This is a genomic window from Gilliamella sp. wkB18 (assembly GCF_001690875.1).
In the GTDB taxonomy this organism is placed as follows: Bacteria; Pseudomonadota; Gammaproteobacteria; order Enterobacterales; family Orbaceae; genus Gilliamella; species Gilliamella apicola_A.
The window spans coordinates 1-21,214 of record NZ_LZHM01000014.1; the positions used below are offsets into that span (position 1 = coordinate 1).

Consider the following 21,214-nt stretch of genomic DNA (forward strand, 5'->3'; position numbering starts at 1 on the left):
AAAAAGAACCTTAAAACAAGGTATCATATAGATTTTTAAATTGGTAATATCAAACTATTTAAGATGTCGATAAAAAAAGTAATAATTCTAATTTAAAGAATATACAAGCATCATACAAATAAATTAAATAATTAAAAATTAAAATAAAATATAATTTTTTTTGATAAAAATCATATTTTTTATTCAAATAATGATAAAATATATCTTACAACCATTAGTAAACTAACCTTATTTATATAAGCTTATCCCTCAATAAAAATACATGAAATAACGTAAAACATATATGACAATACAACAAGTTTTCATACATCATGTTTTCAAAATATAACAACAAGGTAAGCTGTTTTTTTACTTGTCGGCTATGTAAAAATTAGTAAAAAATGGGTTAAAAAAATTAGAGTAATATTATTTAACTCTTGCCAATTAGATGCTATTTTAAAATTATGTATAACCAATTTAGACCTCATAAAAATAAATCATGACCCAAGAACGAAATGAATATAACAACAGGCTTTATCAAGTCATCGCTACAGAGCTTAAAAACCGCATCATTAGTGGCATTTGTGCAATTGGGAGTAAATTACCTTCAGAACGTTTAATTTGCGAAGAGTTAAAAGTAAGCCGATCTGTAGTTAGAGAGGCTATTATAATGCTTGAGGTTGAAGGGTTTGTAGAAACTCGTAAAGGATCTGGTATTCATGTTATTGGCAATATTTCACAAAAAAATATTCCGGATATGTCATCAGGGTTGAATTTTGTGAAAAGTGGACCGTTTGAACTACTGCAAGCTCGTCAACTCATCGAAAGTAATATTGCAGAATTTGCCGCAACACAAATCACCAAAAAAGACATTGTTGACTTATTGGAAATTCAACATAATGCTCAAAAAGAAGATTATTATCAAGAATCAAATTGGGATTTAAAATTTCATACTCAAATTGCAATGATAACCCGCAATAATGCTTTAGTCACAATTGTTCAAGAAATGTGGCGGCAACGAACCTTAAATCCTTTATGGAAAAAACTTAATGAGCATATTCCAGAACATGAAATTAATAATTGGTTGGATGAGCACAATAAGATACTTGAAGCACTCATTAATAGGGATCCTAAAGCAGCAAAACTTGCTATGTGGCAACATTTAGAAAATACGAAAAGAACCTTTTTTGAAGCAGCTAACAAGGATTTTGAAATTAAACGCGATCACTACCTATTTTCTGATAATCCTGTTATCTGTATCAATGAAAATGAGTATGACTAATTTTACTAACTCATTAAACTTTTATTCACTTAATGCTATCAAACAATTAAAATTAATATATATTATTAAAATTAATTGATGTTATTTTGTATTTAAAGCTCAACATAAAGCAATGCTAATGTATATAAGTCCAAAATCAATACAAACCTTATTATACATTAGCGCTGATCATCTATTTCAATACCAACGGGTGGAATGAATTGGAACTTTTTAAGATCAACTTTACCAAGTTGTTGATGAGAAAGATCATAAAAACTACGCTGCCCGTCTTCTTCAATTATTGTAAAGTTTGAAATCATACCAGTAGGTAATACTGAAATAACAAAATTTTGATTAGTGCCATCATTGGATTTTAGAGTGAACAAATCTTGTTTACGAGTTACTGTATAGGCATTCCAAATAGAATTATGGCTATCAGTAATAAGCAACATCAAACGATTATCCACCACTTTTTTTAAATCCATAACACTGACCTGTTCAACCGCAGGGGTATAAACCCACAAGTTTTTTCCGTCAGAAATTACCGATGTTTCGTCTGGTTCAGTCATAGTCCAATTGAAATAATAAGGTCTTGTAACCCAAAAATCTCCCTTACCTTCTTGGACAAGCTGATTATCTGCTGTTTTAACATTTTGTGAAAAACGAGCATAAAACCCGTTAACTTTATCTAAACGTTGTTGTAAAACTTCTTTATCACCTGCCCATGCCGATATGCTAGCAAAAATTCCGAGCAATAATAAAATTTTCTTCATGGCAAATCCTTACATTCTCTTATTCGATAACCATTTACTAAAACTAATAAAGATATATTAATTTTGGTTTAATAGTTCAATCAGGTCAAAATATTACCGTTTTTTATTTCACCCGAAAAGTTATTTTCTTTTCTTTTTCACTTATTGGTGAACATGTATATAATACAATAATCTTTCCAAACTTGGACACAAAGTAATATGCCTAGTATGTCATTTGATTTTACGACTGATGAATTTAAGCCTTTAGCGGCCAGAATGCGCCCTCGTAATTTATCAGAATACATTGGGCAAACCCACCTGCTAGGAAAAAATAAGCCATTACCCAAAGCTATTGAGGCTGGCAACTTACACTCAATGATTTTATGGGGACCTCCAGGCACAGGCAAAACAACCTTAGCAGAAATTATTGCTCATCATGCTAATGCTAAAGTTGAACGGATATCTGCTGTAACCTCTGGTATAAAAGACATACGGGAAGCGATTGACCAAGCTAAAATTAATCAACAAGCAGGTATTCGCACAATCCTATTTGTTGACGAAGTCCACCGCTTTAATAAAAGCCAACAAGATGCGTTTTTACCTTATGTTGAAGATGGAACTGTAACATTTATTGGAGCAACCACCGAAAACCCTTCATTTGAATTAAATTCAGCTCTTCTATCTCGAGCCAGAGTATATTTACTTAAATCATTAACATCTGAGGATATAGAAAATATTTTGCAACAAGCTATTAATGATCCCATTCGAGGTTATGGCAAAAAAAACATTATTTTACCATTAGATACAAAAAAACAAATAGCTGAATTTGTCGGAGGCGATGCAAGACGAGCACTCAATACTTTAGAATTATTAGTGGATATGTCAGATGGAAGTGAGCTTACACCAGCTCTACTTAAAGAGGTCATAGGTGAACGAAGTGCTAGGTTTGATAACCAAGGGGATCGCTTTTACGATATAATATCTGCAGTCCACAAATCCATTCGAGGATCAGCACCTGATGCGGCGCTTTATTGGTATGCAAGAATAATATCTGCAGGCGGAGATCCTCTCTACGTTGCACGTCGATTACTGGCTATTGCATCGGAAGATATTGGTAACGCAGATCCAAGAGCAATGCAAGTTGCACTGGCGGCCTGGGATTGTTTTACACGAGTTGGTCCAGCTGAAGGGGAACGAGCAATTGCACAAGCGATTGTTTATCTTGCTTGTGCGCCAAAAAGTAATGCAGTATATCTTGCCTTTAAAAAAGCAATGACCGATGCACAAAAAAAACCAGACTATGATGTCCCAGAACATTTACGTAATGCACCTACAAGTTTAATGAAGAACTTAGGTTATGGTGCAGAATATCGTTACGCTCATAATGAGCCAAATGCTTTCGCTGCCGGTGAAAATTATTTCCCTCCAGAAATGGCCGATAGTAAATATTATTTTCCTACCGACCGTGGAGCTGAAAAAAATTACATTGACAAACTTGCTTGGTTAGAAGCAAAAAATCAATCGAGTTCAATCCAACGTTATAAATCAAAAAAAAATTAATCTAATTTTTATGACTTTTTCTAATGATACAATACTTATTAATAAGATCATCGATAAAATCTAAACATAGATAATTTAAATCTATTTTGTGAAATACTAATAATCCACATTATCTAAAAAAGTGAGGTTTATAATAAACAATTCAATGACTATGGTAATTTACGTATTGACAATGGTAAATACCATTGCATAAAAATATCTAAAAACAAAAATGGTTTATGCGGGAAAATTAAAGTAAACACCTTTTTTATTTTCCGCTAACATTTTAAGCTTACTTACTCATAGGTAAATCTTATCACTACCGTTTTTATTTCTATCATTATCACTCACTTTTGTTATTTTATAAATTAAGTGTCAATTGAATTTTATTAATATATAACATTCAATTACAATTAATACACTTCTAAACAGAGATTAATAAATATCCCATATCTAGTATTAAAATGATTGATAGGTACTAAATATTGTATATTTTGTAAAGGATCCATTATGATAGAAACACTAAAATAATGTAAAAATGGGTAAGGGAATGAACAAATCAATGCTCGTCACAAAACGAGACGGCAAAACAGAACCAATTAATCTTGACAAAATCCACCGAGTTATCACTTGGGCTGCTGAAGGATTAGAAAACGTTTCCGTGTCTCAAGTTGAGTTAAAATCGCATATCCAATTTTATGATGGCATTCGCACATCAGATATTCACGAAACAATTATCCGCGCAGCAGCTGACCTAATCTCACAAGAAGCGCCAGACTATCAATATTTGGCTGCCCGTTTGGCAATTTTTCATTTACGTAAAAAAGCCTATAACCAATTTACGCCACCACCTCTTTACGAACACGTAAAAAAGCTAGTCGATAGTCAACGATATGACAAACACTTACTTGAAGATTATACTCAAGAAGAGTTTGAACAAATGGATAAAATTATTGATCACTGGCGAGATATGACATTTTCTTACGCTGCGGTTAAACAACTTGAAGGGAAATATTTAGTACAAAATCGCGTCACGGGAGAAATTTATGAAAGCGCACAATTTTTGTATATTTTAGTTGCAGCCTGCCTTTTCGCTAACTATCCTAAAGATACACGTCTTAACTATATCAAACGCTTCTATGATGCTGTTTCAACTTTCAAAATTTCGCTACCAACCCCAATTATGGCTGGCGTTCGCACACCTACTCGACAATTTAGTTCGTGTGTATTAATTGAATGTGATGATAGTTTAGATTCCATTAACGCCACAGCAAGCGCTATTGTTAAATATGTATCACAACGAGCAGGAATTGGGGTTAATGCTGGACCAATACGAGCACTTGGCAGTTCAATTCGTGGTGGAGAAGCATTTCATACTGGTTGCATTCCTTTTTATAAATATTTTCAAACTGCGGTAAAATCATGTTCACAAGGTGGAGTACGCGGTGGTGCAGCAACGGTCTTTTATCCGCTTTGGCATTTAGAAGTTGAAAGCTTATTAGTCTTACGTAATAACCGAGGGGTCGAAGAAAACCGTGTTCGTCATTTAGATTACGGTGTACAAATTAACAAATTAATGTATCAACGGTTAATTAAAAACGAAAATATTACCTTATTTAGTCCATCAGATGTACCAGGGCTATACGATGCGTTTTTTGCTGATCAAACCAAATTTGAAGCGCTTTATCATCAATATGAACAAGATGTAAATATTCGCAAACGAGTGGTTAAAGCCATTGAACTATTTGCATTATTAATGCAAGAACGTGCATCAACTGGCCGCATTTATATCCAAAATGTTGATCACTGTAACACACACAGCCCATTTAATGCGCAGCTTGCTCCGGTACACCAATCCAACCTATGTATGGAAATCGCCCTACCTACCAAACCACTTTATAACATTAATGATGAAAAAGGCGAAATCGCCCTTTGCACTTTATCAGCGTTTAATTTAGGTAAAATTGAATCACTTGATGATTTTGAAGAGTTAGCCGATTTAACAGTACGAGCGCTTGATTCTCTACTAGATTATCAAGATTACCCTGTTCCTGCTGCGAAAAACTCATCATTAAACCGCCGTACATTAGGTATTGGTGTTATTAATTATGCCTATTACTTAGCAAAACATGGTGTTAAATATTCTGACGGTAGTGCAAATAACCTAACTCATCGTACCTTTGAAGCTATGCAATACTATTTGCTTAAAGCATCCAATAATCTTGCTAAGGAAAAAGGAGCATGCCCACTATTTAACGAAACAACTTATGCACAAGGCATTTTGCCAATTGATACTTATAAAAAAGATATCGACAGCATTACAAAAGAACCTTTACATTATGATTGGGAATCGCTTCGAGCATCCATTAAAAACCATGGGCTTCGTAATTCGACATTATCGGCATTAATGCCATCTGAAACATCTTCACAAATTTCTAATGCAACAAATGGTATTGAACCGCCAAGAGGCTTTATTAGTGTAAAAGCCTCGAAAGATGGTATCTTAAAACAAGTAGTTCCAGATTATAACGCTTTGAAAAACTTCTATGAATTACTTTGGCAAATTCCTAATAACACAGGTTATTTACAATTAGTGGGTATCATGCAGAAATTCATCGATCAATCTATTTCAGCAAACACTAATTACGATCCAACAAAATTTGCAAACGACAAAGTACCAATGAAACAACTATTAGCAGATTTATTGACTGCTTATAAATTTGGCGTAAAAACACTTTATTATCACAATACCCGCGACGGTGCAGAAGATATTCAAGGTGATATTGTTGCTACAACAAATAGCGATGATGGTTGTGAAGGCGGGGCTTGTAAGATTTAATTACACATTAGCCTCTTCTTATGAATTCAAATCCACGTTAAATGTAATTTTTTAAGGGGGAGTTTCCCCCAATCATTTCTCTTTTTCCACTGCTGCCAGTTAGCGGAAAAGTAATGATGAATCAGTTAGGAGTTCTTTTATGAGCATGAATTACAGTACCTTTTCGCATGTGCATAACGACCAACTTAAAGAGCCAATGTTTCTTGGTCAATCTGTCAATGTTGCACGTTATGATCAACAAAAATATGAGATGTTTGAAAAATTAATTGAAAAACAACTCTCTTTCTTTTGGCGCCCTGAAGAAGTCGATATTTCTCAAGACCGTATTGATTATGCTGCATTACCAGAGCATGAAAAGCATATTTTTATCAGTAATTTAAAATATCAAACTCTGCTTGATTCTATTCAAGGCCGTAGTCCAAATGTAGCCTTATTACCGCTTATTTCGATTCCTGAACTTGAAACATGGGTCGAAACTTGGTCATTTTCAGAAACCATTCATTCTCGTTCTTATACACATATCATTCGCAATATTGTCAATGATCCCTCTATTGTTTTTGATGATATTGTTACCAATAAAGAAATCCAAAAACGCGCAGGTGATATTGCTGGTTATTATGATGATCTAATTAGCTATGCTAGCTATTACAACTTATTTGGCGAGGGTAAACATACCATTAACAATCATACAGTAACCATTAATATGCGAGAGTTAAAAAAGAAGCTTTATCTTTGCTTAATGAGTGTCAATGCACTTGAAGCTATTCGCTTCTATGTCAGCTTTGCTTGCTCATTTGCCTTTGCTGAACGAGAACTAATGGAAGGAAATGCAAAAATTATTAAACTGATTGCACGTGACGAAGCCCTACATTTAACTGGCACACAGTTTATGATCAACACTCTACGTAGTGGTGAAGATGATCCCGAAATGGCAGAAATTGCTAAAGAATGCGAACAAGATTGTTATGAACTATTTTTACAAGCTGCCAACCAAGAAAAAGAATGGGCTGAATATTTATTCGAAGGCGGCTCAATGATTGGATTAAATAAAGATATTTTATGCCAATATATAGAGTATATTACCAATATTCGTATGCAAGCGGTCGGACTAAAATTACCATTTGAAGCTAAATCAAATCCAATTCCATGGATTAATAACTGGCTAGTATCAGATAATGTACAAGTAGCACCACAAGAAGCGGAAATGAGTTCTTATTTAGTTGGTCAAATTGATTCTGAAATTAGTGAAGATGATTTAAGCGATTTTACATTATAAATTTTATACAAACAAACCCTACCTAAGAATGATAACCTAAAAGGAACAAATTACTGTTCCTTTTTTATTCGTCATTATGAACATTTATTAAACTTAAATAGATTGATTTATCATTATATTAATTATATTATTCAGTTAATCACAATTAAAAAAAACGGTTAAAAATTGAATAAAGTATTGATTAGCTTAATAACGATAACATTATTATCTGGATGTAAAGTCGAGTTAGCACCAACTGTAAATTTAAGTGATTTAAACAGTGAAACAGCCCAAAAAGCTCGTTCAAAATTAATTGTGTCAGTGACAAACTGTAATGATTATCGAAATCCCCAAAATGAATCAGCCGATATAACAAATGCGAAAAAAACGGTATCAAAAGTATTTTCTGAAGCCATATATCTTAAATGCTACAAAGACAATATTATATCAAAAGCAGTTTTTGAAGTACCCATTATTGTTGGCGGCAAATCAAGAAATGAAGGAATTCAAATTAGAAATACCGATACAGGTGGTGGAATGATTGTTGAAATGTCGGATAATTTCAAACAAAAGATCAACAAAGCAAGCAAATCAGCATTTAGTAAATTATCAAGCGACATCTACATTACTGTCAATAACGACTTAAATAAAGACCAAGACATAATAGCACATGCCGTTTATTTGGATGGAAAACCAACTCTTGTAGCTCGATATACATTAAAACCAGGTAATCATACATTTAAATTATCTGACGTTTCAATTTCCTCTATTTTTTCTAACGGCTCAGCCCTAGTTTATGAGGATGCAAATAAGCAATATCAGTAAAAAAATAAAAAATCATAAAAATAAACCATCATGGATTTATTTTACACATTCTAGATATTAACATTATTGCTTATCGTATTGGTTATTAGAGATAGACAAAACTCATTCAAATTGAAGCCATATTTTGCCAATACAGACAAGATCATTGTTAATTAAACAGAATAAAGTTGATTTGGCTTGGTTAAGTATAAAGATACTATATTCATATAATCAAAATATTTTGCCTACTAGCCAAAAATTTATTATAAAAGGAATATAATGAAAAAATTATTATTAATCAGTTTAGTTGGAATTGTGTTAGTTGGCTGTGGTGAAAATAAAGTCACTAAAGAAATGCTAATTGGTCAGTGGGAATGCTCTCTTATAGGACGAGTAGCAAAATGGAAAGACGGTAATTATCAAGAATATGTACCTATAAAAAATGATAGCGGTACAATTAAATATTTCATGAAAGATGATACCCTCTATTTTAATTTTGGTACAAAAAACTCATATCCATATGACCTATCATCTTACTACAATAAATCAGAGTTATTAAAATCACAAAATGGTGCGTATTTAGCTACAAAAAAAAGTATTCAATATATTTCACATGATCAATTCAAAACAATTGAAGAAACAGAAATCATATTTGAGGATGACGAAAATAAAAATAAAAAAGTAAATATAGAAATCACTTGTAACCGCACTCCAAAATAAGCGCTAAGTTTCTTTAGATTGTTATGATTGATCGACAAATCCACTTAGTGGGTAAATTATTTATACTATAAATACAGATAAATGTATTTTTAAATATAACACCATCGTAATAACATATCGCCAAACTGTTGCTTGACAGTCATTAAAAATCGCGTAACGATATGACAATAAAATTATTTTTATTTAATAATATCGCTATGACTGAAACGCATTTATGTTACCCTATATCTCCTCATGATTTTAGTGATGAACAAATTAACGTCACTTATCTAAAACAACAACTTGATGCCTTTCAACAATGGTCTGTAACACAATTTAAGCAACAAGCTAACATCGAATCTTTAGTACACTTACGAAGCCAATTCATTGACCATTTACTTCAACGCTTATGGAATTATTACCAAATTCCTAAGCAAATAACTTCACTTTTCAAAAAAAACCGAATTGCCTTAATTGCCGTCGGAGGTTATGGTCGAGCAGAACTTCACCCGCTCTCTGATATTGATATATTAATATTAAGCGATCATCCTCTCACTAAAGACCTTGAAAAACAAATAGGTGATTTTGTACGTTTACTTTGGGATCTCCATTTAGATATTGGTCATAGTGTAAGAACATTAAAAACCTGTCTTGAGGAAGCTAAAAATGACATCACGATTATGACCAACTTAATAGAATCCAGAATGATTTCAGGTTGTAATCTATTATTAAAAAAGCTTCAAAAAAAAATATTTAATAAGGAACTCTGGCCTTCTCCAGCTTTTTTCAAAGCGAAAATTCAGGAACAACAAGTACGCCACCAACAGTATCACAGTACTACTTATAATCTTGAACCCGACTTAAAAAATAGCCCAGGTGGTTTGCGGGATATGCAAATTATTCAGTGGATTGCTATTCGCCATTTTGGTGGTGAATTTTTACAGAAAATAGCTAACTTTAACTATTTAACCCCAGAAGATATTGAAGAATTTAAAACATGTCGAAGATTTTTATGGAAATTACGTTTTGCTCTCCATTGTGTAATTACGCGTTATGACAATCGATTACTCTTTGATCGTCAATTAAGCATTGCCAAAATGTTAGGTTATGAAGGTAAAGGTAATGTACCGGTTGAAAAAATGATGCATGATTATTATCGAGTAGCTCATAATATAACCGAACTCAATCAAATGTTATTACAACTATTTGATGAAACCATTCTTGAACTTCATCCACAAAATACCCCCTATGATATTGATGAACATTTCCAAGTTCGAGAAAAATTAATCGATGTAAAAGATAATAATATCTTCAAAAAAGATCCTGTAATGATTATGCAGCTTTTCTACACTATTTTGCTTAACCCTCAAATTACAGGGCTTTATTCTAATACAATTAGGCAATTGCGCTCAGCCAGACGAACGCTACCTACCCTACTTTGTGAAAATGCAAGAGCCAGAGCACTTTTTATATCGATCATCAAACACCCAAACGCCATTAAAAAAGCCATTTTACCAATGCATCAATATGGCATACTTGCTACTTACATACCTGGCTGGAAACACATTTCCGGTATGATGCAGTTTGACCTATTTCATGCTTATACTGTGGATGAACATACCATTCGTTTACTTCTTGAACTTGACAACCTCAAAACAGAAAGTGGCAAACAAAAACACCCTAATAGCTCTAAAGTTTTTGCTAAATTACCTAAACCAGAATTATTAATTATCGCTGGATTATTCCACGATATTGGAAAAGGGCGACACGGCGATCACTCTGATATAGGTTCACACCTAGTTCAAGAATTTTGTCAATTACATCAATTAGAAAGTAAAGATATCGATTTAATTGTCTGGCTAGTTCGCTACCACTTATTAATGTCAGTTACCGCACAAAGCCGTGATTTACAAGATCCTAAGGTAATTAGCGAATTTATCCAACTAGTTAAAAGTAAACGTCGATTACAATATTTATTGTGCCTAACGGTAGCTGATGTCTGTGCCACTAACGAAACCCTTTGGAATAATTGGAAACAAAGTCTAATGCGTGAGCTTTATTTTAGTGCAGAACATTTATTTGATTCAGGTATTCATCAAATTCCAGAACAACGCAGTATTGCGCGAAAGCATAAGCAAGAAGCATTAGCCACATTAATTAAGCAAAATTATAATGAACAAAGCATCAAAAATATTTGGCAATATTATCGTGTTGACTATTTTCTTCGTTACACTACAGAACAAATTATCTGGCATGCACAAATTCTATTACAACATGACTTAAATAAAACATTAGTATCAATTAATCCAAATCCTTATTATGGTGGTACTGAAGTGCTTATTTATGCACCTGATAGACCTTATCTCTTTGCCACAGTTTGTAACACACTGAGCATGCACAATTTAAATATACACGATGCGCTTATCATTACCAACAAAAAAGGATTTGCACTAGATACATTCATTGTATTAGATCCCAATGGACAAACCGTACAAAAAGATCGACATCAAGGATTGATAAAATCGCTTGAAAAAGCATTAAAACAGCCTACTTACAAAGGTGTTACCATTAAAGCACCTAAACAACGTTTACGATCATTTTTAGTACCTACTCAAGTTAACTTTCTATCTGCTTTTAATGATAGACAAACTTACATGGAACTGATTGCACTAGATAGACCAGCGCTGCTTGCTTGTGTGGGGGAAGTGTTTGCTAATTTAGATTTATCACTAAGCAGTGCCAAAATTGCCACCATTGGTGAACACATAGAAGATCTGTTTATTTTAACCGATAAAAACAAACAGGCACTTAGTGATGATACTTGCCAAAAACTAAGAGAATCAATTACTAACGCCATTGATTCAATGAATTAACATCATTAACTAAAAGATATAGCCTATGAATTTTTTTATTATTTTATTCCCCATTTTTTGTATTTTTATTGTGGGATTCATTGCGCAAAAAACCTTAAAATTTGATGTAGCTAACCTTTCTAAAATGTCGCTTTACGTACTTTCGCCTTTCTTATCGTTTAAAACATTTTATACGCATACCTTAACAACAGACTATTTATTCTACATTTGTTATATATTTGGGCTCTGTTTTTCTTTGGTGATTATCGCCTCAATTTGGTCAGTACTAATGAAATATTCAGATAAAGAGCGCTGCGCAATGATTTTAAGTTCATGTTTTATGAATAATGGAAATTATGGCACACCAGTTCTGTTAGTCTTTTTTGGTACGGTTGGGTTTGATTTAGGAGTAATTATGATGGTATTACAACAGTTTGTGATGAGTACTGTTGGAATCTACTATGCAGCCAAAGGCAGCTCACATAGTGATATAGTTACTCAAAAAGATGTAATAAATAAAGTAATACGCATGCCTATTGCTTATGGCGCAGTTCTAGGTATTATTTTTCAACTATGCCAAATTCCCTTGTCTAAATCGATTATGACCTCCATCAGCATGATTGGCGATGCCTCTATCGTAGTGATCATGATCATCTTAGGAATGCAGCTTGCCAAAATAAACATTACTCAGCTTGATTACCCTAAAATCTCATTTGCCTTATTAGCCCGTATGGTCATTTCGCCAATTGTTGCACTGTGTATGGTCTCATTTATGCCAATTGAACCTATTTATAAACAAGTATTAATTGTACTTGCAGCGATGCCAAGCGCAGCTAACACCACACTAATGTCGGTCCAATTTGATACACACCCAGAGCTAGTATCAAGTGCAACATTACTTAGCACACTACTAAGCTTAATCACATTACCAATTGTACTTGAATTAGTCGAAGCGCCAATTCCATATTAATACCGTATAAACCTACTCTTTACTCAACTATAGAAAAATCAACACTCACCCCGCCATTCTTCTTCAAATTGCTTAACAAATTCAACCAAAAATTGATGCCTTGGCACAGCAAGTTTTTTGGCTATTTGGGTATTCATCATATCTTTAAGCAAAAAAAGTTTTTCATAAAAATGATTAATCACCGTAGAAGATTGTTTATAATTGACCTCATTTATTACAGTTCGAGGTGAAATTGCCAGATCACACATAACATGGTGTTTATTGCCACCATAATAAAAAGTACGCGCTACACCAATTGCGCCTATTGCATCTAAGCGATCAGCATCTTGCACAATTTTCCCCTCAAGCGATAGTATTTTTTTACTAGCAAGATTTTTTCGATAAGACATATTATCAATAATATCAAAAATCATACTAATATCATCACTTGAAACGTTAAGTGAATTTAAATAACCACGTAACTCAGCAGAAGCTTGATTCACATCAGCCACCACTTTTTCATCTATAACATCATGCAAATAAGCACTTAATATCACAATAAAACAATTTGCTTTGGGTTCATAAGGCAATATCTGTTGCGTTAATCCAACCACACGCTCAATATGCGCCATATCATGCCCCGAAAAATCATGAGCAAGCTTTTGCTTAACATAACATTTTATTTCTTCAACAATTTTAATTTGTTGTTGCGTTAATTCGATAGCTAATTTTGTGTTCATTTACTTTACAAACATCCATAAAATTGAAGTGAAAGGAGTAAATACATTTTGTTAAAGATTATACTGTTAGATAATCTATTAGTTAACATTCACCCTATTATCAAGTTAAAAAAATTCAACTCATTTTAAATGATAAAATATCACTATTGTTCAACAATAAAATACACAATCAATAGGCAATTGCCATAAAAAAGTACTAATAATTAATAATTTTTTTAAATTTCCTTTATTTTATTTCAGTTGTTTTCATTAAAGTGCAAAGGTAGAATGCATCAATCACAAAACATTATCAAAGCAAATATTGGAGTTGAATAAGTGAAAATATCTGCGCGTAAAGTTTTGCCTTGGTCGTTCATAGAATATTTCACACGCTACCGCCAATTCTTAGCTCTACTATTTGGTCTATCTATCTTTTTTATTGCACTTATAGTGTGTTGGCATTTACTAAAAGAAATTAATCTAAATGATTTAAACCAAGCTGCACATAAATTATCAGCACATACCATTATATTTTCATGCTTATCAGCTATAGGTAGTTACTTAATGTTAATCGGCTATGAATGGTCTGCTGCCTATTATGCTGGTGTAAAATTAAAGCCGTCAGTTATCGCTCTTGGCGGGATTTGTGCCTCAGCTATTGGAAATGCGGTAGGGCTATCTGCACTTTCAGGTGGCGCCGTGCGTTGTCGCCTCTACTTTAAACATGGCTTAACCACCATTGATGTAGCAAGAATATCTATATTCGTTACTCTTTCTTTAGGATTAACTTTCCCTTTACTAGCAGCTATTGCCGCATTAATTGAAACTAAAAATATTGCCATTGCACTGCATTTATCAACAAAAAGTATAAATTTAATCGCCAGTAGCATACTTTGTCTTTATTTAGCATTATCAATTTATTTATATTGTAATCGACTACCTCAAAGACCTAATAACTATACTAGATTATTCCAACTATTTCATTGGAGTATTCGTTTACCTAACTTACGTTTAGCGTCATACCAATATTTAATAACCTTATTTGATGCTATTTTTGCAGGAGCAATTCTCTATTTTCTATTGCCAACCCACCCGACTTTTATCACTTTTATCATGATCTATATTTTGGCATTAGTCGCAGGTACATTAAGTCATATACCGGGTGGTGTAGGTGTTTTTGAAGCAATTATGCTTGGTGCTTTTTCATCCGAAATCGGCACTGCATCTTTAACCGTTGCATTAGTGATCTACCGAATTATTTATATTCTAATTCCCCTTATTATTGCTGGTATCTTATTACTAATAAATGAAAGCAAGCATCATTTAACTACGCATCAAGTAAAAGAAAGGGAAACCGGTTTTGCCGCGCCTGTTATGTCAGCCTCGTTATTTTTTGCAGGTATCATCATGATGTTTTCAAGCCTCACACCTGGCTTCAATCACCCATTTATTAATAACTTCATTCCTAGTAAAGTGGTCAATTTTGCCCATTTATTTGCTAGCTTAATTGGCGTTTTATGCCTATTACTTGCAATGGGATTGCGTCGTCGCCTAAGTTCTGCATGGAGTTTGTCAGTCATTTTATTATTTATCGGCAGCCTACTTTCAATATTACGAGGACTGCACTGGATCGAAGCATTAGTATTATGCACAATTGCACTATCACTCATTAAATTCAGACATGCTTTTTATCGCAAAAGCCGCTTAAGCATTTTGCCATTCTCTTTTAAATCTTTTACGATTTGTTTTTGCTTAATTGCCCTATTTATTTGGCTAATTTTATTTATTTATCAAGATGTACCATACAGCCATTCATTATGGTGGCAATTAGAATTAGATAGCCGAGTACCTCGTGCACTGCGCGCAGCATTAGGAAGTTTTATTTTATTAACTTGCATCATGTTATTTTGGCTATTTCGACCAGCATTACCTATCTTAACTAGTCCTAAAAAAAATGAACTTGATAAAGCCTATCAAATCATTTTAGATTCAAAGCAGCCAGAAGGAGGGCTTGCGATGAGCGGTGATAAATCACTACTCTTCAATGAATCTAAAACCGCCTTTATTATGTATGCAAGGCGAGGAAGAAGCATGATTGCCCTTTATGATCCAATTGGTAATAATACAGATCGTGCTGATTTAATATGGGCTTACCGTGATTTATGCGATCAACATCACTTACGTCCTGTTTTTTACCAAGTTAAAGCCTGTAATTTACCCTTTTATATGGACATTGGTCTACGAACAATAAAACTAGGTGAAGAAGCTTTAGTGGATTTAGAAAGATTCGACCTTTCATCTAAAGGTTATAAAGATCTCCGTTACACATGGAATCGAGGTCAACGTGATGGTCTATCACTAATATTTTATCCTCCAGGTACCGCACCGCTTGATGAATTAAAAATTGTATCTGATGAATGGTTAAAAAGTAAAAATGGGAAAGAAAAACAATTTTCTTTAGGTGCCTTCTCAAAAGAATATCTAGATAACTTCACCATTGCGGTTATCAAACATGAAGGACGTATTATTGCTTTTGTTAATTTGTTAGAAACCAACCAACATGAAAAATCAAGTATCGATATAATGCGTGTTGTTCAACAAATCCCTAAATTAACAATGGAGTTCCTAATGGTTGGATTAATTCTCCATTATCAAGAAAAAGGGTACAAATATTTCAGTTTGGGAATGGTTCCCCTTTCGGGCATGCATCGACGGCGAGGAGCGCCATTAATTCAAAGACTCGGGGCATTAGTTTTTAGACGTGGAGGACGATTCTATAATTTTCAAGGATTACGGCGCTTTAAAGACAAATTTGCCACCCATTGGGAGCCACGCTACATGGCTGTGCCAGCTGGATTAGATCCATTCGTTGCATTAATTGATACAACCATGCTCATTTCTGGTGGAATAACGGGTTTAAAAAAAAACAAGAGCCAATAAAATGAAAAAAATTATCCGCTACATTTTATTAGTTATTATCTTACTATTCATTGTACTACTTACGACTATTGGATGGTACTTTATTAAAAACCGCACAAATGCATCAGTAAAAACAATCACAATTAACAAAGATTTTGAGCTAATCTCGGCTAGCCCTAAACGGTCAGCCGAAGCAGCAGCAATTATTGTGGCAACAAAAGAAAACCATTTCACGGCAGAACAATTATTTGACTTATCTGAAAAAATGGGTGCCAAACTGGTACAATTTGAACTACAACCCCAAGCAAGTTGTAGCGAACAACAAAACCGATTTAATCAAGCAGCAAAGATTTTAAATGAATCCAATTTTGCTGTTGCAGGTATGCAAGAAGGTGCTGCCTTTGCTTATCGTTGGTTAGCTCAGCAACAACGTGATGATGCAAAAGCGCTATCTATTGAATTTACATTAGAACATAAAGATTGTGATACCCCACTGCCTACTCAAGCAAACCATGGTAGTTGGCAAGTCATTTGGAATAATCCACCAGAAGAAAAAACCGCTGTATTTCCTCGAGAACAAAAAAAGATTAATGTCACCACATTAATCGGAGAATACCAAGCTTCACCCGTAGAATTATTAACTTTGCATTTATCATCAATATTATTTGGTAAACATGAACAATTACCAATAATTGAATTACCAGCAAAAAAGAATGAAGTTCATCCTAAAACAGTTACATTTTACTACTCAGGTGATGGTGGATGGCGTGATTTAGATAAAGTATCTGCCGAATACATAGCAACACATGGTTATAATGTTGTGGGTATTGATGCATTAAAACTATTTTGGCAACACCGCTCTGTTGCACGTAGTGCTCAAGATTTAAGTTATTTAATGCAACAATATCGTGAAAAATGGGGCATAACTAAGTTTATCCTTGCTGGCTACTCTTTCGGAGGTGATATTTTACCCGCTTTATATAATCGCCTATCACCCGATGAACAAAAAAGCGTCCAAGCTTTGGTAATGATTGCCTTTTCAAAAAATGCCAACTTTGAAATTGAAATCAGTGGTTGGCTTGGTCAATCAGGCGATGAAATGAAGACCGCTCCAGAAGTAGATAAAATCCCAGCTACAAAATTATTTTGTATCTATGGTGAAGAAGAAAAAGAAGATACAGGCTGCTTACAACCTGAAATGAAAGGGGAAGCATTTCAATTACCCGGTGGACACCATTTTGACGAAAATTATGAACATCTTGGACAAATTATTATGGATGCAATCGACAACCGAATAAAATAACGAAGACGCCTAATAATAAAAAGGAGCCGTTCAAAATGGCGCCTTCTTAAATAATTAAATCATTTTTAACATTATACAATCTAACTTTTCTTAACACGAACCTTCGCTCCAGATAATAGCACACCACAAAGTGTAAACAATGTACCTATCGCAGCAATCCAAGTAAAAGGCTCACCCAAAACAATAATGGCACCAATAATAGTAAGAACAGGCACTAAATAAAGATAAACACTTATTTTAACCGCCCCAACTAATTTAACGGCATAATTCCAAGACGCAAAACAGATAGCCGAAGCGCCTACACCTAAAAACAAAATATTCAACAAATTAACTGGATCGACAAAACGAAATAAATTCCATTCAAAATCAAAAAATGATAGTGCTGGTAACATCAACAATAATCCATAAAAAAAGAAGCGACGTGTCAGCAAAATAGTATTATAACCATAATTACTACTCAACTTAGTTAAAATCGAATAACAAGCCCAAAACACACAAGCCAACATAGCAAGCAAATCACCGAGTGGGTTAAGCGAAAGCACAAATTTACCATTAAAACTAATTAACCCCACACCAATAATCGCAAATAAACAGCCAATATAAAACCGCTTAGGTGGTGCTTCAGTTTTTAAAAAGAATAGCGAAAAGATTGCAGTAAATATTGGTGCCAAAGTGGTAATCACCCCAACATTCGAAGCTGTTGTATAAGTAAGAGCGATATTTTCACATAAAAAATAACAAGTAACACCACATAACCCGGCACATAAAAACATCAATTCTTGTTTTACCCCTTGCCAAGCAAAAAAACGAGGCGCTAAAATCCATAACGTGGCATAACCAAGTCCAAAGCGAAAAAACAAAATTTCAACTGGCTTAAAATTAATTAACAACACTTTGGTTGCAATAAATGTTGTTCCCCAAAGGAACACAGTTATTAACGCAATTAAATGCCCTTGTGCTCTTCTTGAAAATAACATAATTATTCTCTCTGCTTACATAAAAACCTTATGCGATAAAATAGTAAATGATAGTACACAAAATAAATTCCAAATAAAATTACTCTAAAAACTTAATAACAACAAATAGTACTATTTTAATAATTAGCGCAGTGAATAATACCCATTTTCTTTTATAAAAATGCATTTTACAAAAAACAATAAAATTAGAGGAAGTGAATAAATGACCTATTGGTAAACGCAGGATAAAAAAAATCCACTCGAAAACTCAAGTGGAGGGCAAAAAATGAAAAAACGTAATCTATTAATATAGACAAGTGAAAACGCAAAAAGTTCAAAAAAATTTCATTTATTTTTTTATTTCACCAAAATATTTAATAACCGAATGATTTTTAACTATTAAAAAAATAAAATAATAAAATAATTTTTATCAAATAGTATTTAATTACTTTCAAAAAGTCACTTTTTAACAAAAATCGCCTTACCATTACCTTAATCACACTTAACTATTGAATTTTTAAGACTCATTTATTAATTCCCCGCTCTTTCTGTAGCATAAACTCAGTTCAGGTTGTATTCGCACTTGATTTCACCTATAATGCCACGATATTACCCATAGGTAATAACCACATTTGGGGCTGATTCTGGATTCGACGGGATTTGCGAAACCCAAGGTGCATGCCGAGGTGCGGTAGGCCTCGTAAATAAACCGCAAAAAAATAGTCGCAAACGACGAAAACTACGCACTAGCAGCTTAATAACCTGTATAGAGCCTTCTCTCCCTAGCCTCCGCTCGTAGGACGGGGATCAAGAGGAGTCAAACCCAAACGAGATCGTGTGGAAGCCTTGCTTGGGGCGGAAGCATTAAATTTAATCAAGCTAGTCTACCAGTAGCGTGTTTGTTCGCAGCGGGTAGATGAAATTCAAAAACAAACTACGCATGTAGTACCGAGGATGTAGAGATTTCGGACGCGGGTTCAACTCCCGCCAGCTCCACCAACCAATCTTACCCTATCCACATTAAGTTAAATTTATAAATAAATTTGTATTTAACATACCATTGAGATGTATCTAATTTAATTTCATCATAAACATCAAACTTTTTCATAATATGCACTAAAAATAGCATAATTGCCTACCAACGTTATTCAATAACTTTAGAGCCTTTACAAAAAATTAAGCCAATAATAATGATATTTACAAAAACAAAATTAACACACTCAAAGCACAGAAAACCAAGTAAAAACCGCATTTCCAACGGCTAAAAAAATGTTCTACATTAAGTTATCCTACTAGTTTAATTCATAATTTTTGTAAAAAAAACTTGAAAAATTTAACAAAACAACGTAATTTGCTGCTTCTAATAAAGTTACCATTATCGGTTATTAAAATAAGTCTTAACCAATGTTAAGTGAATTAAATGTTGTAAATTTGGTATGGATTTAACAAAGCAATTAGCGGCAATGCCAACAAAATGAGCAAATCATTTTTTAAATCTAATGATCTTTGATCACATTAGAAAACAGAATAATAAATTAAGTATTAAATTTGAATGAAACAAGGATAATAAGAGGAATATACGGTGAGAGGATTAGACAAAATCATCGAACAAGCAGGGAAAGACTTGCTTAGCCAATTAACAAATAAAGTTAGTCACAACCGTTATACACTAACCATTGATGAACTCAGCGCTCCTATATCGGTGTTAAACGTCAAAGGCGAAGAGGCCTTAAACCAGCTGTGGCATTACACCATTACTTTTACCAGTGCCAATAAAACCCTATCTACCGATGCTTTTTTAAACCAACCGGCTACTTTCTCATTTAATTCTGTTGTAAGCGATGCGCTCAGTTCTGCAATCCGTGCCTTAGGTGATTTTACCAATGATAAAAGCACTCGCAAGGTTTATGGCATTATCACCGAGTTTAGCCAACTATCGGTGAATAAAGAGGAAGCGCATTATCAAGTGGTCTTATCGCCACGACTGGCTAGACTAACGTTAAACCGCAACTGTGCCATATTCCAGAACCAAAGCGTAGTAAGCGTGGTTGAACAAATACTTAGAAGCCACGGACTTAATGGCATAGACTACCGCCTTGAACTTAAAGAGCACTACCCAGCCAGGGAATTTATTACCCAATGGCAAGAAAGCGATTTTGAATTTATACAACGCTTAATGGCGGATGTGGGTATCTGGTTTCGCTTTGAAAGCCATGCCGAGCACGACTGCGACGTAATGGTGATAAGCGATTACGAACAAGGTTATGACCAAGTTGCCCATATTAATTACAAATTACCCAGCGGCACCTTGGACGGCGGCACTGAAAGCGTTTGGGATATTAGCATGCACAGCCAAACGGTGGCATCATCGGTTAAAGTGAAAGATTA

The 21,214-nt window shown here is 33.9% G+C and carries 14 protein-coding genes and 1 other RNA gene; 12 read left to right on the forward strand and 3 right to left on the reverse strand.

Going from position 1 to position 21,214, the window contains the following annotated elements; translation table 11 throughout:
- Positions 1 to 478 precede the first annotated feature (478 nt).
- Entirely contained in the window at positions 479 to 1,261 is a 783-nt protein-coding gene (locus A9G48_RS00500) for an FCD domain-containing protein (RefSeq protein ID WP_034944113.1), read from the forward strand.
- A 158-nt stretch (positions 1,262 to 1,419) separates the two neighbouring features.
- Here A9G48_RS00500 and lolA read toward each other — a convergent pair whose 3' ends face one another.
- Positions 1,420 to 2,013 (reverse strand): outer membrane lipoprotein chaperone LolA, encoded by a 594-nt coding sequence (lolA, locus tag A9G48_RS00505; RefSeq protein ID WP_034944115.1) that lies wholly within the window; start codon positions 2,011 to 2,013, stop codon positions 1,420 to 1,422.
- Between the two features lie 198 nt (positions 2,014 to 2,211).
- On the opposite strand from lolA, the gene A9G48_RS00510 reads away from it, so the two are divergent.
- The 7 genes from A9G48_RS00510 to A9G48_RS00540 all read left to right on the forward strand — a co-directional run bounded on the left by A9G48_RS00510 (position 2,212) and on the right by A9G48_RS00540 (position 12,950).
- Positions 2,212 to 3,552: a replication-associated recombination protein A gene (locus A9G48_RS00510; RefSeq protein WP_034944117.1), complete on the forward strand. Its 1,341-nt coding sequence runs from the start codon at positions 2,212 to 2,214 to the stop codon at positions 3,550 to 3,552.
- Positions 3,553 to 4,081: 529 nt separating this feature from the next.
- The gene (nrdA, locus tag A9G48_RS00515; protein ID WP_034944775.1) at positions 4,082 to 6,370 is read left to right on the forward strand and encodes a class 1a ribonucleoside-diphosphate reductase subunit alpha; all 2,289 of its coding nucleotides are present in this window, start codon (positions 4,082 to 4,084) and stop codon (positions 6,368 to 6,370) included.
- Positions 6,371 to 6,515: 145 nt separating this feature from the next.
- The gene (gene nrdB / locus A9G48_RS00520) at positions 6,516 to 7,646 is read left to right on the forward strand and encodes a class Ia ribonucleoside-diphosphate reductase subunit beta (protein ID WP_034944777.1); all 1,131 of its coding nucleotides are present in this window, start codon (positions 6,516 to 6,518) and stop codon (positions 7,644 to 7,646) included.
- 165 nt (positions 7,647 to 7,811) lie between these two features.
- Entirely contained in the window at positions 7,812 to 8,450 is a 639-nt protein-coding gene (locus A9G48_RS00525) for a DUF7424 family protein (RefSeq protein ID WP_034944120.1), read from the forward strand.
- 258 nt (positions 8,451 to 8,708) lie between these two features.
- Positions 8,709 to 9,149 carry a hypothetical protein gene (locus A9G48_RS00530; protein ID WP_034944123.1) on the forward strand — a complete coding sequence of 147 codons (441 nt, stop codon included), beginning with the start codon at positions 8,709 to 8,711 and terminating at the stop codon, positions 9,147 to 9,149.
- 161 nt (positions 9,150 to 9,310) lie between these two features.
- Positions 9,311 to 12,001, forward strand: a complete 2,691-nt coding sequence (gene glnD, locus A9G48_RS00535; protein WP_065575647.1) for a bifunctional uridylyltransferase/uridylyl-removing protein GlnD — start codon at positions 9,311 to 9,313, stop codon at positions 11,999 to 12,001.
- 25 nt (positions 12,002 to 12,026) lie between these two features.
- Positions 12,027 to 12,950 carry an AEC family transporter gene (locus A9G48_RS00540; RefSeq protein ID WP_034944127.1) on the forward strand — a complete coding sequence of 308 codons (924 nt, stop codon included), beginning with the start codon at positions 12,027 to 12,029 and terminating at the stop codon, positions 12,948 to 12,950.
- A gap of 38 nt (positions 12,951 to 12,988) precedes the next feature.
- On the opposite strand, the gene A9G48_RS00545 is transcribed toward A9G48_RS00540, so the two are convergent.
- Complete coding sequence (locus A9G48_RS00545) at positions 12,989 to 13,630, reverse strand: HD domain-containing protein (RefSeq protein ID WP_034944780.1); 642 nt, start codon at positions 13,628 to 13,630, stop codon at positions 12,989 to 12,991.
- A gap of 354 nt (positions 13,631 to 13,984) precedes the next feature.
- Between A9G48_RS00545 and mprF the strand changes: the two genes are divergently transcribed.
- Positions 13,985 to 16,588, forward strand: a complete 2,604-nt coding sequence (mprF, locus tag A9G48_RS00550) for a bifunctional lysylphosphatidylglycerol flippase/synthetase MprF (RefSeq protein WP_065575648.1) — start codon at positions 13,985 to 13,987, stop codon at positions 16,586 to 16,588.
- A 1-nt stretch (position 16,589) separates the two neighbouring features.
- The gene (locus A9G48_RS00555) at positions 16,590 to 17,870 is read left to right on the forward strand and encodes a virulence factor family protein (protein ID WP_034944133.1); all 1,281 of its coding nucleotides are present in this window, start codon (positions 16,590 to 16,592) and stop codon (positions 17,868 to 17,870) included.
- 80 nt (positions 17,871 to 17,950) lie between these two features.
- Here the strand turns inward: A9G48_RS00555 and A9G48_RS00560 are convergent, their stop codons facing one another.
- Positions 17,951 to 18,847, reverse strand: coding sequence for a DMT family transporter (locus A9G48_RS00560; protein ID WP_034944781.1), 897 nt, complete (start codon positions 18,845 to 18,847; stop codon positions 17,951 to 17,953).
- Positions 18,848 to 19,460: 613 nt separating this feature from the next.
- Between A9G48_RS00560 and ssrA the strand changes: the two genes are divergently transcribed.
- Positions 19,461 to 19,825, forward strand: a transfer-messenger RNA (tmRNA) gene (gene ssrA / locus A9G48_RS00565).
- A 583-nt stretch (positions 19,826 to 20,408) separates the two neighbouring features.
- On the forward strand, positions 20,409 to 21,214 hold an 806-nt coding region (locus tag A9G48_RS00570; protein ID WP_141672929.1), incomplete at its 3' end, for a type VI secretion system Vgr family protein.